This is a genomic window from Shewanella sp. A32 (assembly GCF_029167175.1).
Classification (GTDB): Bacteria; Pseudomonadota; Gammaproteobacteria; order Enterobacterales; family Shewanellaceae; genus Shewanella; species Shewanella yunxiaonensis.
On the sequence record NZ_JARFTS010000014.1, the window covers coordinates 14492 to 36438 of the forward strand.

Below are 21947 nucleotides of genomic sequence, written 5' to 3' on the forward strand. Positions count from 1 at the left end.
GGTGGTACGATAGAAATCAAGGACGTGCGACTCAAAACATAAGAAAGTCGCTATTGAAATCCTACAGATCACAGTCGGGGAATGGAGGTGGTAGCTCAGGCACTTGTGCCGATGTTGCTGCTTCCCCGGCGGTGAGACTGCCGGTATCCGGTGCTCGGGTATCGGCAGTTTTTTTATCAATACCTGATGCTGCAGCCTTTCCATAAATTTTTGTTGCCAGCCTTAACTAGACAGTTGCCCACGCTTTCTCAATAATGAGGCCCATCGCTGCGTCCTTGGCCGACAGCGTCATAACTATAATGTCCTGTTTATAACCGACAGACGTCTGCAACTTTTATACAGACAGACACTAGAGGAAGTTATCCATGAAGAAGTCTCTGATCGCTTTGGCGCTCGGTAGTTTACTGGCTTTCCCAGCCCTCACCGCGAGCGCCACAGAGCAACCCCAAGTTTACAATCTGCAGCAACAGCGTGACAAAATTGTGCCTGTGCAAATGACTGCTAATACCGCCTTTCTGAGCGACGAGCAAAAACAGGTCGTCAACAAGCTGATCCAGGCCGCTCAGTTGATGAGCCAAATCTATCTGCGGCAGGTGAATGAGCACAATCCACAGATCCGTCAGCAGATTGAAGCCAGTAATCTCAAAGATAAAGCATTAGTGCTGAATATGTTTGATGAGAATTTTGGTCCTTGGGATAGTCTGGCCGCAGGACATCCGTTCTTTGGTACGCAAAAGAACGCATTGGGCTCAGGGTTTTATCCAGAAGATTTGACCAAAGAGGAGTTCAATGCCTGGATTGTCAAACATCCAGAAGATAAAGCGGCGTTTACTAGCCTGTATACGGTTATTCGTCGTCAGGGCGACAAACTGGTAGCCATTCCGTATTCGGCATACTACAAGCAGTGGCTGGAACCTGCCGCGAAATTGCTGGAAGATGCGGCGATGATTACGCACAACCCAAGCCTTAAGAAATTCCTGGTGTTACGGGCGCACGCGTTTCGTACCGACAACTATTTCGCCTCTGAAATTGCGTGGATGGATCTAAAAGATACGCCGATTGAAGTAGCCATCGGGCCTTATGAAACTTACACCGATGGGTTGTTCGGATACAAAACCGCGTTTGAAGCATTCGTTACTATCAAAGATCCTGAAGCTTCTGCCAAATTGGACCGGTTCAAGAAATATCTGCGTGATATGGAAGCCAATCTGCCGGTACCGGACAGCTATAAGAATTTCAAACGTGGCTTTGCGTCACCGATTGCCGTTGCTGATCAGATCCAGGGCGGGGGTGATAACGTACCCGGTGTGCAAACAATTGCGTTCAACTTGCCAAACGATGAAAAAGTCCGCGAAGCCAAAGGTGCCAAGAAAGTACTGTTGAACAACGTAATGGCGGCTAAGTTTGAACGGATCATGAAACCGATGGCGGCGCATATTTTGATCCCCGAGCAGGCAAAACTGTTGGATCAGAAATACTTTGGCTATGAGACGCTGTTCCATGAAATGTCCCATTCTTTAGGCCCTGGCTCCATTGTGAAAAATGGCAAGCCGACCACGGTAGCGGCAGAGTTACAGGAACTGTATTCCGGTATCGAAGAGGGAAAAGCTGATGTGATGGGCGCGTATAATATTTTGTTCCTGATGCAAAAAGGCGAGTTGCCCATGGCGGAAAAGGACAATCTGTTAGCGACTTATGCTGCCGGCTTATTCCGTTCCATGCGCTTTGGCGTACATGAGGCGCACGGAATTGGCGCTGCGTTCCAGTACAGTTATTACGTCAATAAAGGGGCATTGACCCGTCAGGCCAATGGACTGTACAAGATTGATTTTGCCAAACTGGAACAGGCCATTACCGATTTGGTACATGATGTGGTGGTGGTACAAGGTGATGGCGATTACAACGCCGCCAAAGCTTTCCTGGCAAAATATGGCCATATTGATGATGGTGTACGTGCAGTCAACGCCAGCCTAGGCGATGTGCCGGTAGATATTCAGCCAATCTATCCAACCAAGATTTAAGGTTTTGATGGCAACATAATCCTCAAAAATCCGGGTACACAGGTGCCCGGATTTTTTAGTTTGAGGCACTAGCAATTGTCAATGCCACATCTAACTTATTGATATTTAATACTGAGGTTACGTCTTTGAAGATAATAATGTTGGTCGCAGCACTGCTGGTGTGTGCGATACATTCTGCTATGGCTTTGGAACTTGGTTTTAGTGGTATGGCACAAATTGATGCCAATTCCTACTTGGTGGTGCAGGACAAAAAGGTCTTTGAACAGGGCGACCGACTTGGCATTTTGCAGGTAAAAGCAGAAGGGCAGTTCAGCTATACACCATTGAGCATCAACGACTGGAAAGACAACGATGGGCAATCGAGCGACCTGGAATCTGTATGTCATTTACCAGGAAGCACCAATGAGTATTTAGTTGCCGAATCCGGATACTGGGATGGCAAATTCGGGCGAATTTTTCAAATTGTGCTGACAGCTGAAGGCGCCTCGGTTAAGCATGTCTATCATGTACCGAAGATTGTTGCGGGGGGAAAAGGCCTCCACGGCGACAACTTTGAGGGCATGGCTTGTATTGCACAGCAGGATTCAGTTTTGGTGGTGTTAGGCGAACGTGGTGGCAGTAAGCGCTATAAAAATGGTTACCTGCGCATTGGAGTGTTGGATAAATCAGCCGCCACGCTATCCTGGCAACAATATGCAGAGCATCCGATTGAAATCTCTGCTCCCGGAGCTTGGTTAAATGCCAAGAAAAAACGCACTATCTCTGATCTCTATCCGGATGAACAAGGTGTCATTTGGGCCGTTGCCACTGAAGACGGCGGGGATCAGGGGCCATTTAAGTCCGTCATATATCAAGCTGCTACGGTTTCTTCACAAGATGGCAACGTCACTATTTTACCGGTCGCTCATCCTCATGCCCAATGGGTTGTTGATGGTTTCAAGGTGGAAGCATTGGCTGGTCCAGCCGCTAATACCCCGCAAAGCTATATGAGCATCGGTACTGAAGATGAGTCATTCGGCGGCATCTGGCGACCTTTGTTTCGCCCGCTTAAATAACACTGTTACCCATTGCGATAAGTCATAGATGCTTATCGCAATGACCATCTCCGTGATGCAGATGCCATGGTATTTCCAGATGCTTCACAGCTGGTAAGACCCTATATGAGTAGACGCTTTACAGGCTTCACCTGTATCGTATCCAAGCAACGAATTATCGGCTTCGAATTTTGGCATCACGAATGAAACAGGAACAAATTTAAACATGGATCTGGTGTTACAGATTTGGGGTGGAACGTTATATCTGCTGAATAAAATACTCTTCTCGGTGTCAGAGACATTGCCATCGGCATCTCGTCGCCAGCTGAAAATCGTCGGTTGGATAGTGTATCTGCTCGGCGTTCCCGCCTGGGTCATCATTTTGGTGGGTGAACACAACTGGATAGCGGCTTCCATCGAGTTCGGCGGTATTCCAGCGATGTTATTTGGCTTGTATGTGGTCATCAAAGGTGAGGTTATCAATAAGTCCTATGATTTATTGACCTCCATCATCACTTACTTTTTCGTCATATTGGGCAGTGGCTACAGCTTCTATCAGTACGGTGGGATCTCCTCTACTACACAGGTATTTGAAATCGGCGTGATGGTCGGCTTTTTGCTCGGTGGTTACCTGTTGGCAAAAGATAATATCTATGGTTGGTTGTGTTTCGCGCTGATGAATGTGTCCATGGGCTCACTGATGTTGCTTCAGCAAAAACCTGTGTTGGCGATGCAGCAGGGGTTATCACTCTGTTTTGTTATCTTCGGTTTAATCACCATGTTTAAAAACCAAAAAGCGCGGGCATTTGATTAGCTATTAAGTGGCGACCACACCCACAGAACGGGTGCTCGGTACGGGATAGCGCCGTATGATGACTGAGCACCATTAAATTACGAGAGGGTACGCTGTCATGGATACCTGGACACTGATGTTAGGTCTATTATTCAGCTCGATAGGCATGGGCTATTTCATCTATGGAAAACGACAGTCGAATCTGGTGGCGCTGTGCAGCGGTCTGGCGTTAATGATTTATCCTTACTTTATCGACAACCGGTACGCGGCCTTGTGCATTGGCGTGCTATTGATGGCGTTACCTAAATTTATTGAGATTTAAAGGCGATACGCACAAAACTGTAAATGCCCCCCTGACACACTGTTAACTCCTTCAATGAGTTGGAGCCGTCTACTATAAAGTAGACGGCTCTTCGATTTAATAACCTACCGCGCCACTGTTGGCGTAGCGCGGATCTGACGCGCCGTAACGGCCATCAGCGCTAACCATAATGGTCTGAGTGCTGCCCATCGCGGGTTTTACACTGATTGTATATCCCATCTTTTGCAATAGATGGATAGTGTCCAGATTCAGGCTTTTTTCGACCCGAATTTCATCCGGTAACCATTGATGGTGTATCCGCGGTGCGGCAGTGGCTTCCGCAATGTTCATATGATGATCAATCACATTCATGACGATTTGCAGTACCGTGGTGATAATACGGGCGCCACCAGGACTACCTGTCACCATAAACAGTTGGCCGTCTTTCGTGATAATGGTGGGCGTCATCGAGCTCAGGGGGCGTTTTTTGGCTTCAACTGCATTCGCATCGCCGCCCACTAAACCATAGCCGTTGGGGACGCCGGGCTTTGCCGAAAAATCATCCATTTCATTGTTCAGCAGGATCCCCGTGCCTTTGGCGACCAAGCCATTACCATAGCTGAAGTTAAGGGTGTAGGTGTTGGAAACCGCATTGCCCCATTGGTCAACCACTGAAAAATGGGTGGTTTGATCACTTTCATAAGGTGCTAATTTCCCAGGTGCAATATCGCTGGAAGGAACTACCTTGTCAGGCTGAATACGCTCAGCAATCGCCTTGGCATAGGCTTTACTGATCAGCGCTGCCACGGGCACTTTCACAAATGCCGGGTCGCCGAGATATTCGCTGCGATCGGCATAGGCCTGTTTCATCGCTTCTGCCATCAGGTGGATAGTTGCAGCAGTGTTATGCCCCAATTCGCCAATCGGAAAGTTTTCCAGAATATTGAGGATTTCAATCAGATGGATGCCGCCAGAAGAGGGCGGCGGCATGGAAATCACCTGATAGCCGCGATAGTTGCCAGTCACCGGTATACGCTCATATACCTGATAGTGTTGCAAATCCGCCAAGGTCATCACACCGCCAGCGTGTTGGATCGCTGCGACGATTTTTTGGGCGGTTTCTCCCTGATAGAAACCATCGGCTCCTTTATCAGAAATTAACTCAAGCGAATGCGCCAGCTCCGGCTGTTTGAACCATTCCCCCGGGGCATAGTTACTGCCATCGGCTTTATAAAAAATCTCGCGGGAACTGGGCCATTGGGTGATGTAATCTTTCAACTCGGTTAACGATTCAGCCAAGTCTGGGGTTACTGCATAGCCTTCTTTTGCTAGTTTGATTGCCGGCGCTAATAACTGCTGTCGGCTCATGGTGCCATATTTTTTGCGGGCCAGTTCCATACCCATCACCGTGCCAGGAACCCCGACAGAGAGTCCATGTTCTTGGCTGAGCTTAGGATCGGCATTGCCATTTTTATCCAGAAAAATATCCCGGTGCGCTTTGAGTGGCGCGACTTCTCGATAGTCGATGGCGATATCTTTATTGTCTTTGGCCAGGTGGATCAGCATAAAACCACCGCCACCGATATTACCGGCTTCTGGAAAGGTCACTGCTAATGCGTAAGCCGTAGCAATGGCGGCATCCACGGCGTTACCACCTTGTTTAAGAATATCTACGCCAACTTGAGAGGCTAATGCTTCTTGACTCGCCACCATGCCATGCTTGGCCCAAACGGGGCGCGCGGTTGCCATACCGCTATAGATTGAGATGTCCTGTGCCGCCAATGCGGCAGGCGAGACAAGCCCCCCGGCCAGCGTTGTAGCCAGCGTCAACATCAATAACAGTACTTGGCACCGCAGAGGTTTTAACAGTTGCACTTGCAATCCCTTCTAGGTCGTTATAATCATGAAATGCAATGTGCCGAGTGCCGACGTTTAAAGCAATATCCGTTAACAAAAAAGGAATATAATTGCAAAATTCAATATGGGAATGCCAATTTAGTGAGGATATTTCCAAGGTTCCTGCAACCGAGTGGGATGCCTGTATGGCTTCTGCGAATCCGTTTACGCATCATGCGTTTCTGCTAGCCCTAGAGTTGAGTGGCTGTGTCGGTGGGGATAGCGGCTGGCAGCCATATCATCTGCTGCTTTATCGCCAGCAGCAGTTAGTTGCGGTAATGCCTATGTATCAAAAGTCTGACTCCTGGGGCGAATATGTGTTCGACTGGGCCTGGGCTGATGCCTATCAAGGTTACGGTGTCGCTTACTATCCGAAACTGGTGACCGCGATTCCTTTTACCCCTGTCACGGGGCAGCGGTTGGCGATTCATCCGCAAGCGAGCATTCATCGTGCTGAAATATATCAGCAGGTGAACCACATCTTAGCGCAGCAATTACAGCGGTTTTCCTCCTGGCATGGGTTGTTTCTGGATGCCGATGCTTGCCGACACTGGCAAAGTGCCACCGAACTTACCTTGTTGCGCCGTGAGGGATGTCAGTTTCACTGGTTTAACCGCAATTACACGAGTTTTAACGACTTTTTGGCAGCGCTGACGTCCCGTAAACGTAAGAATATTCTTAAGGAACGTGGCAAAGTACAGCAACTGCATTACCACTGGTTTGAAGGCGCGGCTATTTCCAGTGAACTATGGCAACGGTTCTATTATTGCTATCAGATGACGTATCTCAAGCGCTCTGGTCATGGTGGTTATCTGTCCGGTGATTTCTTTCTAACATTAGGACGTTTGTTGGCAGATAATGTACGTCTATTGCTGGTGTGCCGTGACCATGAAGCGCCGGAACACGCATTTGCGGCGGCACTGTATTTGACGGACGATCAGCAACAGGTACTTTATGGCCGTTACTGGGGCACCTTGCAGGAACTGGACGGCCTGCATTTTGAAGCCTGCTATTATCAGGGCATTGATTATGCGATCCGGCATGGCTTCAGCAGTTTTAATGCCGGAGCACAGGGCGAACACAAATTGATCCGTGGTTTTGAACCGGTCATCACCCAGTCATTACACGCCATCGCCGATGCGGCGTTTCGCGATGCTATAGACAATTTTTGTACAGAAGAACGGCAGCACAATCAGCAATATTTGACGGCTATGCGCCAGGCGTTACCGTTCAAGCAAAATGACACAGATTAATCAGCCATGATCAGCACTTTCTGGTAATCCAGATGATGCAATATTTCCCGCAGGATCAATAGCGCCGCGTAAGCTTGCTTACCCGTTTGCAGTTTGTCAGTGGCACTCGCGCGTCCCATCGACAACCAGGCATAACGCGTAAACACCGCCTCTACTTGTTCACGGCTGAACTCTGTGGCTCCCTCAGCCACGTTAAATATCGCTGCATGCAGTTTATCGTTACTGATCAACGTTCGACCACCGCTTTGCAACACCAGATTACGCATCAGCTCATCTTCAATGCAATTGATGGCATGGTCTATTTCGGGTTCGCCTGGGATATCATGCCGGAAAAAGTCGTTGGCAATCTGCTCGACACCAATATGGATGTCATGCGACAAAATACCAAATTCTATCTCTTTAGATTGTGGTTGAGGCAGGGGCACAAACGTGGTGGAGTTACGCCCCAGATGCACCAGCATGGTCTCATCCTGAGATAGCTGATGTTGTACCGTATTAAGTCCAGCTGATAAGTCCTGATCTTTCACCGCGAACATATTAAGTCCAACACTCATAGTTTGTGCCACCAGAAGAGTGGCAACAGATGCTGTGATCATGAAGCTTGTAGCAAACAAAATCCAGTGTGAATTTAGGGCCAGCTCTCAATTTATACCATGACCAACTGACGGGTGACTGAGGATAACTGTGAGGGAGTTCTCGTTATTCACGGCAAATGTTGCAATGAAGTAAATTTGGTAATCGTTTACATTAATAAAAAGTTATTTAAAACATAAAGATATATAAAATGTTACCTGTGTTTAGACTTTTGTATAGTAAACGTTTACCTTATGCTGCGGTAGATTGAGTTTCGGTGTTGACCTCTACCATTAATTATCAGTAAAAACACCATGCTTGGCGTCATTGGGGAATTTTCGCCAAGTCTATGAATATCCAGATAAGAATTAATGCCTGCCTAAAAAAGGGGTAAAAATGAAACGACCATTCAAGTTGAGCATGACCGCCTTTGCGATTGCTCAATGCCTGTCTCTGGCATCCGCACAAGCACAGGATATTGCACCAGAACCACAAGCCACCAATAACGCGCAGAAGGCCAAGGCCAAAACTGCAGAGAAACAGCAAAATATTGAAGTCCTGACCGTTGAAGGCTTCGGTGCCACCTTGCAGCGTTCGCTGCAAAATAAAAAACTGGCCGATTCCACTGTAGAGGTCATTTCGGTAGATGATATTGGTCAGCTTCCGGATGTGACCATTACTGATACATTAGCGCGATTACCGGGCATTGCCGCAGAGCGCGACCGGGGAAACGCCAGCACTATTTCAATTCGTGGATTGGGGGAACGGCTCAATCTGGCAACCATGAATGGCCGTGAGATCGTGAGTGGAGAGCCGAGCCGTAGTGTCCGTTATGAACAGTTTCCGGCAGAGCTGATCAATGCGGTAGAAGTCTATAAAAGTCCACTTGCCAGCAATATCGAGGGTGGCATTGCGGGTCTGGTGAACATGAAATTCGTCAATCCGCTGGATAAGGACAAACGACAGGTCAATGTCAGCGCGCATATGATGGATTATCCACTAGCGGATGATATTCCCACCGCTGACAGCAAGGGCTACCGCACCAGTTTTAGTTATGTTGATCCGATTGCCGACAATTTTGGGGTAGCCTTTGGCGTAGCTTATCAGGACCAACCCTCGATTCAACGTGATGTCACTTCCTGGTCCTACAACAAGCTGACAGCAGAGCAGGGTGATGTTAACGGCGATGGTATAACCGAAGCGGCACCTTGGGGGGCGCAAACAGCGACTAAAGGTGGTACCAACAAGCGTCTTGGGGCTATGACCGTATTGCAGTGGTTGCCGACCGACCGCCTGCAACTGAAATATGACCTGTTTTACTCTAAGTTTGATATTCAAGAACGTGAAGATCAGATGTGGTTTGACGGTTGGGGTAACTGGGCCGGTAGCAATAACTGGAATTATCAGAATGCCAGTAATCCGACTCAGATTATTACCAATGCCGATGGTAGCGAACAGATCGTCGCGGGTGGTTTGCTCTGGGGCGGTAGTCATACCGCGAACAACTCCACCTGGTTCCAGAAAAATGAACTGGTCAGTACTGGCCTGAATGCGGAATGGCAGGGCGATGACTGGACTATCGTGGCCGATGTCGGCTATTCCGAAGCCTCCATTAAATCAAAGTGGGTCAATATCTCTTCCTGGTATTGGAATGCCGATGCCGCAGCTAATGGTATGGACTACAGTTGGGATGCTACCGGTGAGAAACTCGCGATTGGTACCGGTTATGATATTGGCAACACTGCCGATTATGGTCTCAACTACCTGCAAGTCGATAATGACCGCATTCTGAAAGACGATATGGTCAACGCCCGGCTGGATTTTTCGCGCATGCTGGACTGGGGCCTTGTTGAAAAAGTCAGCTTTGGCGGACGTTGGGCAGATCGTGAAAAAGACAATGATGTGGTGAGCTGGCAGCAAGCAGTTGCAAATGGCAGCGCAAGTGTGGACGCCGCTACCTATAGTCTCGGCAGCGGTTATGATGTACCGGTAATGTACACCATCAATAACTGGTCTGAAGTCGTTGACAGTGCTTTTGGTGGCATCGACAATCGTAATGATCACGCGAAAACTACCAGTGACTATCTCGATAACTGGAACGTACAGGAAACCAATAAAGCCCTGTATGTGATGTTTGATCTTCGTGGCAATCTTGGTTCTATACCGTATACCGGTAACGTCGGTGTGCGCTATGTACGTACCAACTCAACCTCCAGCGGATTTGATCAGGTGGTTGATACCGATACAGTATTACCGGTGTCCTACGACCATGACTATGATGAAATTCTGCCAGCGATGAACCTACGTTTCAGTATCACTGATGATTCGCAGATCCGCTTCGGTTTGTCTCGTGCCATGTCACGTCCACCATTGGTGGAGATGCGCTCCGGATTGCAGCTCAACAAGTCCTCTACGGTGAATACTGCGTCCAGTGGCAACCCTTATCTGAATCCATTCGTAGCGAATCAGGTGGATCTGGGTTACGAATACTATTTTGCTGAAGATGCGGCATTTACCCTGCAGTTGTTCTTCAAAGATCTGAAAACCCATATCGGTGAGTCCACCAGTACCATCACGGTTGATGGTGAAGACTATCAGTTGAATGCCCCGGTCAATGGTAACGGTGGCCAGATCCGCGGTTTTGAAGTGCTGTACCAGCAGGCATTTAACATGTTACCCGAGCCATTCGATGGTTTAGGTATTTACGCCAACTACAGCTATACCAACAGTAATGTTAAGGAATTTCAGCCGGTTGATAATCCGTTGCCGTTGGCCGGGTTGTCAAAAAACGTCGGCAACCTGACGCTTTGGTATTCCAAATCTGGCGTAGATGCCAAGGTGTCTTACAACTATCGCAGTGAATATACTCGCGTCGGCAGTTGGGACCCAACGGAGATCTATACCATTGGCGCGGAAGCAACAGTGGATGCCAGCATCTCCTACCAATTAACCGACAATTTCAAAGTGATGTTGCAGGGGCAAAACCTGACTAACGAAGCATCCACTTCCTACTTTGATAACGATCCATCCCGTCCGCGTGGTTATGTGGAGTGGGGGCGTCGTTACCTGCTGGGCTTCCAGTTCAGCTTGTAATGGCAAGGATAGCTGCTCTGGCTTAAGGCCGGAGCAGCCTCAGTTTTCAATACGTTTTTCCCACTAATTGATTGGAATGCCATATTTTTCAGGAGGATGTTTCCGGGTGCGAGTGACCAAGCAGTTAACGGCCATATTACTGGGCTTATCTCTTCTCAGTGGTTGCCAAGGCGAAATCATACAAGCAGATGTTTCGTCCAATAAGGCTACTAAAGCGCCCAGCAGTCAGACGCTGGCGTTTGATCAACACTGGCAATTTAAAAAATCTGAGCAGGCAGTACCGTTGGCAGCATTGACCGCCCCTTGGCAGTCAGTCAGCTTACCGCATACCCCGCGACTCGAACCGGAAGTGGTCAATCAGCAGTGGCAGGGAATCGCCTGGTATCAGAAGTCGTTTAATGTGCCGCCAACCTGGCAGCATAAAGTGGTGTTAATTCGCGTTGAAGCCGCGATGAATCAGGCGGATGTCTGGCTAAATGGCAAGAAAGTGGGGAGCCATCTCGGCGGCTATCTGCCGTTTACTTTGGATTTAACCTCGGCACTAACGTCTGGAAGTAACACGCTGTTACTGCGGCTAGACAATCGCGACAACCCCATCACCGGACCCAAGCCATTGCAGCAGTTGGATTTCAACACCTACGGCGGCTTGTATCGTGGTGTATCGTTGCAACTCAAGGACAAATTACTGATCACCGATGAAATGCTGGCGCAGACGGTCGCTGGTGGTGGCGTGTTTGTTACCTATCCAGAGGTGAGTTCGCAACACGCCACGGTTGCCGTGAAAACCCAACTGCAGAATCGGTATGCCAATGAGAAAACACTGCAATTGACACAGATCTTGCTATGGCAAGGACAAACTATTGCACGCACGACTCAGCAATATCAGTTAGCAGCAGGGAAAACGGCCGATTTCAACCAGCAAATGACGGTGACTGCACCTAAGCTGTGGAGCCCTAAATCCCCCAATTTATATACATTGCAGACAACGCTCTACAGTGGCCAACAACTGATTGAGCAGCAACAGCGTCAGATAGGCATCCGCAGTTTTACATTTAACGCGGAGCATCAATTATTACTCAACGGCAAACCTGTGTTTCTGCGTGGCGTGAATCGTCATCAGGAGTATCCGTTCGTGGGTTATGCGTTATCAGCTCAAGCCGATTACCGTGATGCGGTGAAAATCAAACAAGCGGGTTTTGACTATGTCAGATTATCACATTATCCCCAGTCGCCCGCTTTTATGCAGGCGGCTGACAAGCTGGGACTGGTGGTGCTGGATGCGGTGCTTGGCTGGCAGTATTACAACCCCGATCCTGCATTTTCTGAACATGTGGTAGACAGCTGTCGCGATCTTATCCGTCGTGACCGTAATCATCCGAGTGTGCTGGCATGGGAATGTTCCTTGAATGAAACCCAGATGCCGGAGGCTCTGATTAAACGCCTGAACGATGCGGTACATCAGGAATATCCCGGCAGCTATTCTGCTGGTTGGGAACGCGGCTACGATATTTTTGTCCAGGCGCGCCAGCATCGACTGCAACATTATCAAACACCGCAGCAGCCTTATATTGTGTCGGAATATGGTGACTGGGAATACTACGCTCAGAATGCAGGCTTTAATCAGGATAGTTGGGGTGACCTGAAAGAAGAGCAGCGTAGCAGCCGTCAGTTACTGAACAGCGGAGAAAAACGCTTGCTGCAGCAAGCGTTGAATATTGAAGAAGCGCACAACGATAACTTTACCGTGCCTGCCTTTGCCGATGGTTACTGGGTAATGTTCGACTATAACCGTGGTTATACCGACGACATTGAAGCTTCGGGTATTATGAGTCTCTATCGTCAGCCCAAATACAGTTATTACTTCTTCGCCAGCCAGCGCGACGCTAACGATATCAGTCCGTTATTTCAGAGTGGTCCCATGGTACATATCGCCAGTGAATGGCAGCCGGATTCCAGCACTGATGTGCAGGTGTTCAGTAATGCCGATGAGGTGGCGCTGTATCTCAATGGGCAACTGATCGCCAAACAAACGCCTACGCGTAATCACTATTCACAGCATCTGCCGCATCCGCCGTTTATTTTCCATCTGGCTAAGTTCACACCGGGGACGTTACGTGCTGACGCGATTATCGGTGGCAAAGTCGTGGCAACCCATGAGGTGGCTACTCCAGGTAAAGCGGTGGCTATTAATTTGCGACTGGATACCAGCGGTATAGCACCCAAAACCGGTGTCAATGATGTGTTATTTGTCTATGCCCAGCTACAGGACAAGGATGGGCATCCGGTGTGGAGCAATAATATTCCGTTACAAGCGAGTGCCAGTGGCGATATCGAAATTCTTAATCAAAGTCCGATGGTCACCTCTATGGGGCAGGGGGCATTGTTGATCCGTATTGGTAACAGTCTTAAGCATGCCAAAGTCACGGTAACTGCAGCAGGCTTAGCGCCAGCGACATTAATGTTGGAGGAACATTAATGCAGGTCCTGTTAACCGGCGGCGCTGGTGATATCGGTACTCAAACTGGTGAGGCTTTGCGACAAACCGGCGAAAAAAAGTGGGTTTGGGAGGCACCTTCCATCATTTATGGTGCTCCTCATAAGGTCCCGATAATTGAGGATTTTCTTCTTGCGCCAACCAATCCTTATGGATGCCGCAAGTTGAAGGTGGAACAGATTATCAGCGATCGCTGCGCTGCAACCCGTGCAGGTAGTGGATTTAATGGTATCATCCTGCGTTATTTTGGTCCGGTAGTGGCTCATTCCCGCCGTTTGGTTGACGAGGATGCTCACGGGAGCCTCAATAATCTCATGCCATTTATTGCAGCAGGGCGACATCACAAACCGTCAGTGTTTAGCGATGATTATCCAACCGCAGTGAGTAATGGTGTGGGCGCGGCTACCAATGACAGTGGTTGTGATTTGCCAGCATGCGTTGTGGGCCGCCGGACTGGCGATGTCGTCCAGTGTTATGCCAATGCCCGCCTCGGCCGAGAGCAGCGAGGATTGCAGACAACCCGAAATTTAACCGAAATGGTAGTCTCCAGTTGGCGCTGGCAGCCTGCTAATTCCGACGGTTATCGCAGTACAATAGTTTGATAGGAATTGAGGTTTGTATGTCAGAGTTTGACGTAAAAGATCATCCCCATCGCCGTTATAATCCGTTAACCGGTGACTGGGTGTTGGTATCTCCACATCGGGCAAAGCGTCCCTGGCAAGGGCAGGTTGAAGCGCCTGCAACCGATAATGTCCCGCATTATGACGGCAGCTGCTTTCTGTGCCCGGGTAACAAGCGTATTACCGGTGATATCAATCCGAACTACAGCAAACCTTATGTGTTCACCAATGATTTTGCCGCCCTGCACCAGGATACGCCAGTTGCCAGCCGCAACGATGACGGCCTATTTGTGTTGGAATCTGAGCGCGGTACCAGCCGGGTTGTGTGTTACTCCCCGGACCACAGTCTGACCATGCCGGAATTGTCTACCGAGCAGATCGCCGCCGTGATTCATGAGTGGATCCAGCAATATGGTGAACTGTCACAGCACTATGCTTGGGTACAAGTCTTTGAAAATAAGGGTGCGATAAACGGCTGCTCCAATCCCCACCCGCATGGGCAGATCTGGGCGTGTTCCTCGGTGCCGACTTTGCCAGCCAGAACTGATTTAGCACAGCAGCAATATCTGGCACAGCACGGTAAAAATCTGCTGCTGACCTATGTCGAGCGCGAACTTGCTGATGGCGCGCGTACTGTGGTGCAAAATGAACACTGGCTGGTGGTCGTGCCATATTGGGCATCCTGGCCGTTTGAAACGCTATTACTGCCCAAAGCCCATGTGACCCGTATGGATGAGTTATCGGAGCAGCAGCAAGCAGCGCTGGCCGATATTCTCAAGCAAATCACTATCCGGTATGACAACTTGTTCCAGTGTGCTTTCCCATACTCTATGGGCTGGCATGTGGCACCTTATACCCCGCAATATCAGGCGTCTGAGGCGCGCACACACTGGCAACTTCACTGCCATTTTTATCCGCCATTACTGCGTTCCGCCACGGTGAAAAAATTCATGGTGGGTTATGAAATGATGGCAGAAACCCAGCGCGATATGACCCCAGAGCAGGCGGCAGAGCGCTTACGGCAACAATCACCCATTCACTATAAATCTGTACCAAAAGGTGACGCATGAGTCTGACAGTCGCTGAATTGCATCAGCTGTTTTCATCACATTTTGCGGCAACCGCCGATTACCATTTCCGTGCGCCAGGTCGGGTAAACCTGATTGGTGAGCATACCGATTATAACGACGGTTTTGTGCTGCCATGTGCGATCGATTTTGATACCCATGTATTGGCTCGTAAGAACGGCCTGAATGTCATCCGCGTACTGGCTGCCGATTATGAGGGGCAGACAGATGCCATCCCGTTAGACGATGTGATTGCGCACCATTTGGATTATCAATGGGCCAACTATGTTCGCGGTGTGGTGCAGAGCCTGCAACAACAGAAGATCTCGTTAGTAGGCTGTGATCTGGCTATCAGCGGTAATGTACCGCAAGGCGCAGGTCTCAGCTCCTCTGCGGCGCTGGAAGTCGCACTGGGGCTTACGTTTACCACGTTAGCGGGACAGCCGCTGAGCCTTGCGCAGATTGCACTTACTGGCCAGCAAGCTGAGAACCATTTTGTGGGCTGTAATAGCGGCATTATGGATCAGTTGATCTCAGCTCAGGGACAGCAGGGAAATGCGCTGCTGATCGATTGCCGCTCGCTGTCGTGCCAGCCCGTGGCGATGCCGCAGGCGTTGGCGGTCGTGATCATCAACTCTAATGTGAAACGTGGCTTGGTGGGGAGTGAATACAATACCCGCCGGGCACAATGTGAAGCAGGCGCTGCACATTATGGCGTGAAAGCGTTGAGAGATCTGGATATTGCGGCGATTGCCAACATCTTCGACGAACTGGATGACGTGACCGCTCGTCGCGTACGTCATGTGGTCACCGAAAATGCCCGCACGCTCGCAGCCGCTGCGGCGCTGGCGAGCAACGACATTGGCACCCTTAGCCAGTTGATGGCGCAATCACATGCTTCTATGCGCGACGATTTTGAAATCACTGTCGCGCCTATCGATTATCTGGTGTCGCTGGTCGACAGCATTATCGGTAACCGTGGTGGTGTGCGGATGACCGGTGGCGGATTTGGCGGCTGTGTGGTGGCGTTGGTGCCCCACGATTTGGTCGCAGCCGTCAAAACGCAGGTCGCTACCCACTATCCTGAGCACTGTGGCTTGGTCGCCGAGGTATTTGTCTGTCAGCCTTCGGCCGGTGCCGAGATTGTTGCCCAACCTTAAAAACTCCCAGGAGAAAGCTGTATGTTGTTAGCCCCATTGGATTTTGCCATTCTGGCGGCCTACGTGGTCATCCTACTTGGACTGGCCTGGTGGGTGTCGCGGGACAAACCCGGGCACGATAAAAATACCAGCGATTATTTTTTGGCAGGCAACAGCCTGCCCTGGTGGGCCATTGGTGCCTCGTTGGTGGCCTCCAATATTTCTGCCGAGCAGGTTATCGGAATGTCCGGTTCCGGTTATGCGATTGGTCTGGCAATTGCCTCTTATGAGTGGATGGCGGCCATTACCCTGATCATCGTGGGTGCCTGGTTCCTGCCGATTTTCCTCAAACGCAAAATTTACACCATGCCGCAATTTCTATTGCATCGTTATGACAATCGAGTGCGATTGACCATGGCGCTGTTTTGGATGGCGGTGTACGTATTTGTTAACCTGACGGCGGTGCTGTGGCTGGGTGCCTTGGCCATCAATACGCTGACCGGACTGAATATCAGTGCCAGTCTGGTATTGCTGGCGCTATTGTCATTAGCCTATTCGCTTTATGGTGGTCTGAAGGTTGTGGCCCTGACCGATATTATTCAGGTGCTGTTACTGGTGGCCGGGGGCCTGTTCCTGTCATATGTGTCGTTGCAGATGGTCAGTGATGGCCATGGGGTCGTCGCCGGTTTCGATATCCTGATGACTAAACTGCCGGAAAAATTCGACATGATCCTGACCCCGGATAATCCGAATTACGCCAGTTTGCCCGGGATTTCCGTATTGATTGGCGGGTTGTGGGTGATGAACTTGTCTTATTGGGGTTTTAACCAGTACATCATTCAACGGGCACTGGCGGCAAAAGACCTGAAAGAAGCGCGTAAGGGGATCGCGTTTGCTGCCTTCCTCAAACTGCTGATGCCCGTGCTGGTGGTATTGCCCGGAATTGCCGCCGTGTTGCTGTTGCCGCCGCTTGACCGTCCGGATCAGGCTTATCCACAATTGATGGGGCTGATGCCTGTAGGCCTGAAAGGGCTGATTTTCGCGGCATTGGTGGCCGCGATCCTTTCCAGTCTGGCCTCCATGACCAACAGTATTTCTACCATTTTTACCATGGACTTGTATGCGCAGGTGCGTCGTCATCAAACGCAACATCACTATGTCAAAGTTGGCCGTATCGCCAGCGTCGCGGCACTGGTCATCGCACTGGTGACTGCACAGCCACTGCTGGGTAAATCAGAACAGGCGTTCCAGTTTATTCAGGAGTTTACCGGATTTTTCACGCCGGGCATCGTGGTGCTGTTTGTGCTAGGTATGTTCTGGAAAAAGGCAACGGCCAACGGTGCACTGGCTGCGGCGATTGGGTCGGCGGCATTGTCGGCAGCGGCTAAATTTTGGTTGCCAGAAGTGCCATTTATGGATCGGGTGGGTTACGTGTTCCTTTGCTGTCTGGTATTGGCGGTGGTGATTTCGCTACTGGAAGGCAAAGGTAAGGACCATGAGCACAGCATTCCGCTTCATGATATCGACTTCACTACGCACGGCGGTTACCGCGTCTGTGCGGTGGTGATCAGTCTGATCCTGATTGGCTTTTACACAACCTGGTGGTGAGTATGATGCTGACAGTGACATTTCGACAATCGCTAGTGGCCGCGATGGCTACCTTACTGGCTGCCGTAACTTCGCCACTGTTGGCACAACCAACGCCCGTCACGATTAAAGATGGTGTGATGCAATGGCAAGATGGTTCGCAAGTGGCGTTATTCGGTGTGAATTATGCCATGCCTTTTGCTTTTGGTTATCGTGCTGTCAAGCAGCTGGGGCTGGATCCACAAGCGGTCATTGATATGGATGTGAACCACATCGCTCGCTTGGGATTAGATGCTTACCGGGTACATGTCTGGGAGCGGCTGATCAGCGATAAACACGGTAATCTGTTGGATAATGAGCAACTGCGATTGTTTGATTATCTGCAGCACCAATTAGCGCTTCATGGTATCAAAACCATCATTACCCCCATTGCCTGGTGGGGGTCTGGTTACCCGGCAGCGGATCCAAAAGAGCCAGGATTCTCTGTCGATTACAGCAAAGCCCAGATGAATCAGGATCCTAAAGCCATTGCCGCCACTATAAATTATCTGCGGCAGTTGCTGACCCATAAAAATCCTTATACGGGAAAAACGCTGGCAACCGATGCGAACGTTATTGCTTTTGAGTTATTCAATGAGCCGAAACATACGCAATCGCCGCAACAAAGTGCTGCGTATGTGGAACAACTACTGGCAACCGTGCGTGGGTTAGGCGTGACTAAGCCCCTGTTCTACAACATTAGTGAACAAGGGAATGATCAAGCGTTTGCCCACGCCTTGTGTAACAGTTCGGTCGATGGGGTAGCGTACCAATGGTATCCCACAGGCTTAGTAAAAAACTCGGCGCTTCACAGCAATATGCTGCCTGCGGTGGCACATTACACTGATCCGTTTAAGCAGATCTCGGCTTGCCAGCACAAGGCTAAAATGGTGTATGAGTTTGATGCCGCTGATGTGACTCGTAGTGTGATGTATCCGGCGATGGCACGTAGCTTTCGCGAAGCCGGATTTCAATGGGCGACGCAGTTTGCGTATGATTCCGCCGCACTGGTGCAGACCAATGCTGAATACAACACTCATTATCTGAATCTGCTGTATACGCCAGCCAAAGCGATCAGCTTTATGATAGCGGCTACAGAGTTTCGGCAACTGCCCTTGGGTTATCACGCCAAGGAATATCCTGCAAGCAACCGCTTTGATCATACATTGTTAGATTATCAGGCGGATCTCAGCCTGTATGATGATGGCGACCATTATTACTATTCCAACAATACGCAACAGGCTCCCCAACATGGCGCCAGACTGCAACATATTGCAGGGGTCGGCAGCTCGCCGCTGGTGGCTTACCGTGGTAACGGTGCCTATTTCCTCGACAAGTTGCAGGAGGGCGTTTGGCGCTTGGAAGTCTACCCAGATCTGCTGCAATTACAGGACCCACATCAGCCTTCCAGTTTACAGCGCGAAGTGGGCAGGTTATATCTGCATCAGCGGCAGATGACACTGATGTTGGCCGATTTGGGCGAAACATTTGCGATGAAGGGCATCAACTCCGGTAATGATGTTGTCGCGACGGCTGAACATGGCAAGATAACGGTGAAACCTGGCGTGTATCTGTTAGGACGTACTGCAGATCTGATTAATAACATCAAAAACACTAACAAGGCTTATTATCTGCCTCAAATTCCTGTGCCTAAATTGGCATTGGTGCATCAGCCGCAGCGCCAGCGCAATCTGGGGGATAAACTCAGTTTTAGTGCGCAAATTGCGGGCATAAAGCCGCAGTATCAGGTGACTTTGTACGTACGCTATCAGGGCGATAAAGCCTTCACTGCATTACCGATGTCGGTGGTTAATACTGATACATATCGACTGACCTTACCTGATAGCTCCGCGTGGCGCCAACCGGGGATTCTGGAATATGCCATCAGCGTCAATGATGGCCTGCAAAATATAACCTGGCCGGGCGCTCAAGCCGGAACGCCTGCTGATTGGGATTATGTTGATGCTGGTTATTGGCATACCTTGCTGACACCGACAGGTACGCCAGTGACATTGTTGGCACCAGCAACGGATCGCACAGGCTATTACACCCCCAAAAACACCGTATCCTGGCCGGCGACCTCCGCCACAGTGGAAGGTGCCACATTAAAATTGTTGGTGGAACCGCAGGTAATCAACAACGGTGGCAACTTGTTGCGGCTGGACCTTGCTAACGACAATCAACTTATTGGCCGCAATTTGCGCGGCTACAATGCCTTGGAATTGAGGATCCGTGCTTTCGCCACTGACCACTTGCAGCTGGGTATTATCGGCAATGATGGTTTGGCGTGGGGGACAGATGTTTCGGTGGCATCTGACTGGAAAACGCTAGTATTACCGCTGGATAAGTTCCAACCAATAGGCACCATGCTTGGCCAAGCTTATCCTACCTTTATGCCCGTCACTGTTGGCCCGTTTGCCTCACAATCGTCATTGGCACTTAATGCGATTGAAGGTTTGCAGTTGTCATTGCCACCTTTAGGTGCTCATCAAACGATGCCGCAGCGTGGTATTGAGATTGCTGAGGTAGCACTAATACAGATGTCAGCGAAAGATTGATTGCTTCAGGGGACACCAAAAGCTGACTGGCACCATCGACAGGGCGGGATATGATCCTGTCAGCGCCAATACTTCGCAAGGAGACGATGGTTGGTTGATAGTGTTTTCAAAGGGTTAACCCAACAAAAGCTGGCACTGGGTGCTGGTTTTTTTGCGATGCTGTTTGCCAGTCAGAGCGTTCAGGTATTGGCGATCCCATTTTATCAGATGCAGCTCGGGGTTGACCCGTTCCTGCTAAGTCTGGCGCTCGCGTTACCGGTGGTTGCTGGTCTGTTGATAACACCATGGATTGGTTACGTCAGTGATCATTGGCCAGGGCGAATCGGCAAGCGGCGGCCATTGATCATCGTCGGCAGCCTATTCAGTGCGCTGTTATTTGGCTGTATCTGGATGGTACCTGCCCATTGGCCAATGTTGTGGCAACTCAGCTATTTTGCGCTGTTTTATCTGTTGTTTTCGATAGCGGCGGCAGTGGTTGCTGTCCCGACAACTAGCCTCAGCTACGAAATTACTCACGATGAGTCGCAGCGCGCCGCCATCATGGCCGTGAATACCTATTTTATAAAGCTGGCCTCCGTGCTGTATCAATGGTTATTTCCATTAGCCTGTCTGGCGATATTTGCCTCCGTGGTTGTGGGGATCCGTTGGGTGGGCTGGGGCGTAGCGCTGTTACTGATAGGTGTGATGGGGGTGTTGCCTGCTGTTTTTTGTCGGGAAAGCGCCAGCACCGTTGTCAGTTATATGGCACCTGGTAAGCCAGGATTTACTGAAAGTCTGCAACAGCTATTGCGACATAAGTTGTTGATATTGCTGATGACAATCTGTTTATTACAGCTTGGCGGCAGCGTGTTTGCTGCCAGCATGGATTATTACCTGTTGGTGTACTTTGTCAGCCACGGCGATATTACTCAGGGGGCTTACTGGAAAGGCGTACTATCTACGGCTTATGCGTTGACTGGGTTTGCCAGTGTGCCGCTGGTAAGCTACTTGCATCGTCGTTGTGGGGCCGTTGGTGCATTAGGATGGGTGCTAGTGTTGACGCTGCTGGGTGGCATTGCTAAGTGGTTTTTGTTTGTACCGAATATTGGCTTCTGGATCGTACTGGACGCGGTGTTATGTACTAGCGTCTGGACCGCAATGACGACCCTCATCCCGGCACTCAATGCCGGTTTGAGTGATGCAGAAAGCCGACGAAGGTGCCAACCAACCGCTGGCATGTTTGCCGCAATATACAATTCGGCTACCTCATTGGCGAGTATTCTGGCGTTGCTGGCTTCTGGTGCCGCATTGAATATTATCGGTTTTGATGCCGCTGCGGGTGGGGCCCAAAGCGCCAGCAGTATTACTGCAATGCGGTTTATTCTGGCCGGTGGCACTGTGTTATTCGGGATCTTATCTCTGTGGTGTTTACACAGCTATCATATTGGTTTAAAAGATAAACTTGCTTCTTCTGGAGCAACGGACTGACAAGAGAGACGT

The 21947-nt window shown here is 49.9% G+C and carries 15 protein-coding genes; 13 read left to right on the forward strand and 2 right to left on the reverse strand.

Annotation, left to right across the window (positions count from 1 at the left end; translation table 11 throughout):
* Positions 1-365 precede the first annotated feature (365 nt).
* The 4 genes from PY479_RS11305 (at position 366) to PY479_RS11320 (ending at position 4170) form a co-directional block, all read left to right on the forward strand.
* A complete protein-coding gene (locus PY479_RS11305) occupies positions 366-2021 on the forward strand; it encodes a hypothetical protein (protein ID WP_275483815.1) in 1656 nt (551 codons plus the stop codon).
* 125 nt (positions 2022-2146) lie between these two features.
* A complete protein-coding gene (locus PY479_RS11310; RefSeq protein ID WP_275483816.1) occupies positions 2147-3076 on the forward strand; it encodes a hypothetical protein in 930 nt (309 codons plus the stop codon).
* A gap of 205 nt (positions 3077-3281) precedes the next feature.
* Positions 3282-3869 (forward strand): hypothetical protein, encoded by a 588-nt coding sequence (locus PY479_RS11315; RefSeq protein ID WP_212596253.1) that lies wholly within the window; start codon positions 3282-3284, stop codon positions 3867-3869.
* Positions 3870-3966: 97 nt separating this feature from the next.
* On the forward strand, positions 3967-4170 hold the full coding sequence (locus PY479_RS11320) for a hypothetical protein (protein WP_275483817.1): 204 nt from the start codon (positions 3967-3969) through the stop codon (positions 4168-4170).
* Positions 4171-4266: 96 nt separating this feature from the next.
* Here the strand turns inward: PY479_RS11320 and ggt are convergent, their stop codons facing one another.
* Entirely contained in the window at positions 4267-5982 is a 1716-nt protein-coding gene (ggt, locus tag PY479_RS11325) for a gamma-glutamyltransferase (protein ID WP_275483849.1), read from the reverse strand.
* Positions 5983-6116: 134 nt separating this feature from the next.
* Between ggt and PY479_RS11330 the strand changes: the two genes are divergently transcribed.
* Complete coding sequence (locus PY479_RS11330; RefSeq protein ID WP_228730449.1) at positions 6117-7298, forward strand: peptidogalycan biosysnthesis protein; 1182 nt, start codon at positions 6117-6119, stop codon at positions 7296-7298.
* Here PY479_RS11330 and PY479_RS11335 read toward each other — a convergent pair.
* Positions 7295-7852 (reverse strand): hypothetical protein, encoded by a 558-nt coding sequence (locus PY479_RS11335; protein WP_275483818.1) that lies wholly within the window; start codon positions 7850-7852, stop codon positions 7295-7297. The genes PY479_RS11330 and PY479_RS11335 overlap by 4 nt on opposite strands.
* 415 nt (positions 7853-8267) lie before the next feature.
* On the opposite strand from PY479_RS11335, the gene PY479_RS11340 reads away from it, so the two are divergent.
* The 8 genes from PY479_RS11340 to PY479_RS11375 all read left to right on the forward strand — a co-directional run bounded on the left by PY479_RS11340 (position 8268) and on the right by PY479_RS11375 (position 21935).
* Positions 8268-10964 carry a TonB-dependent receptor gene (locus PY479_RS11340; protein WP_212596256.1) on the forward strand — a complete coding sequence of 899 codons (2697 nt, stop codon included), beginning with the start codon at positions 8268-8270 and terminating at the stop codon, positions 10962-10964.
* A gap of 106 nt (positions 10965-11070) precedes the next feature.
* On the forward strand, positions 11071-13440 hold the full coding sequence (locus PY479_RS11345) for a glycoside hydrolase family 2 TIM barrel-domain containing protein (RefSeq protein WP_275483819.1): 2370 nt from the start codon (positions 11071-11073) through the stop codon (positions 13438-13440).
* On the forward strand, positions 13440-14060 hold the full coding sequence (locus PY479_RS11350) for an NAD-dependent epimerase/dehydratase family protein (RefSeq protein WP_275483820.1): 621 nt from the start codon (positions 13440-13442) through the stop codon (positions 14058-14060). The genes PY479_RS11345 and PY479_RS11350 overlap by 1 nt, the downstream gene beginning before the upstream one ends.
* A 17-nt stretch (positions 14061-14077) precedes the next feature.
* A complete protein-coding gene (locus tag PY479_RS11355; protein ID WP_275483821.1) occupies positions 14078-15148 on the forward strand; it encodes a UDP-glucose--hexose-1-phosphate uridylyltransferase in 1071 nt (356 codons plus the stop codon).
* Positions 15145-16305 carry a galactokinase gene (galK, locus tag PY479_RS11360; RefSeq protein ID WP_212596260.1) on the forward strand — a complete coding sequence of 387 codons (1161 nt, stop codon included), beginning with the start codon at positions 15145-15147 and terminating at the stop codon, positions 16303-16305. Before PY479_RS11355 ends, galK begins: the two co-directional genes overlap by 4 nt.
* A gap of 21 nt (positions 16306-16326) precedes the next feature.
* Positions 16327-17892 carry a sodium/sugar symporter gene (locus PY479_RS11365; protein ID WP_212596261.1) on the forward strand — a complete coding sequence of 522 codons (1566 nt, stop codon included), beginning with the start codon at positions 16327-16329 and terminating at the stop codon, positions 17890-17892.
* A 2-nt stretch (positions 17893-17894) separates the two neighbouring features.
* Complete coding sequence (locus PY479_RS11370; protein ID WP_275483822.1) at positions 17895-20468, forward strand: hypothetical protein; 2574 nt, start codon at positions 17895-17897, stop codon at positions 20466-20468.
* A gap of 90 nt (positions 20469-20558) precedes the next feature.
* Positions 20559-21935: an MFS transporter gene (locus tag PY479_RS11375; protein WP_275483823.1), complete on the forward strand. Its 1377-nt coding sequence runs from the start codon at positions 20559-20561 to the stop codon at positions 21933-21935.
* The last annotated feature ends 12 nt before the right edge of the window (positions 21936-21947 follow it).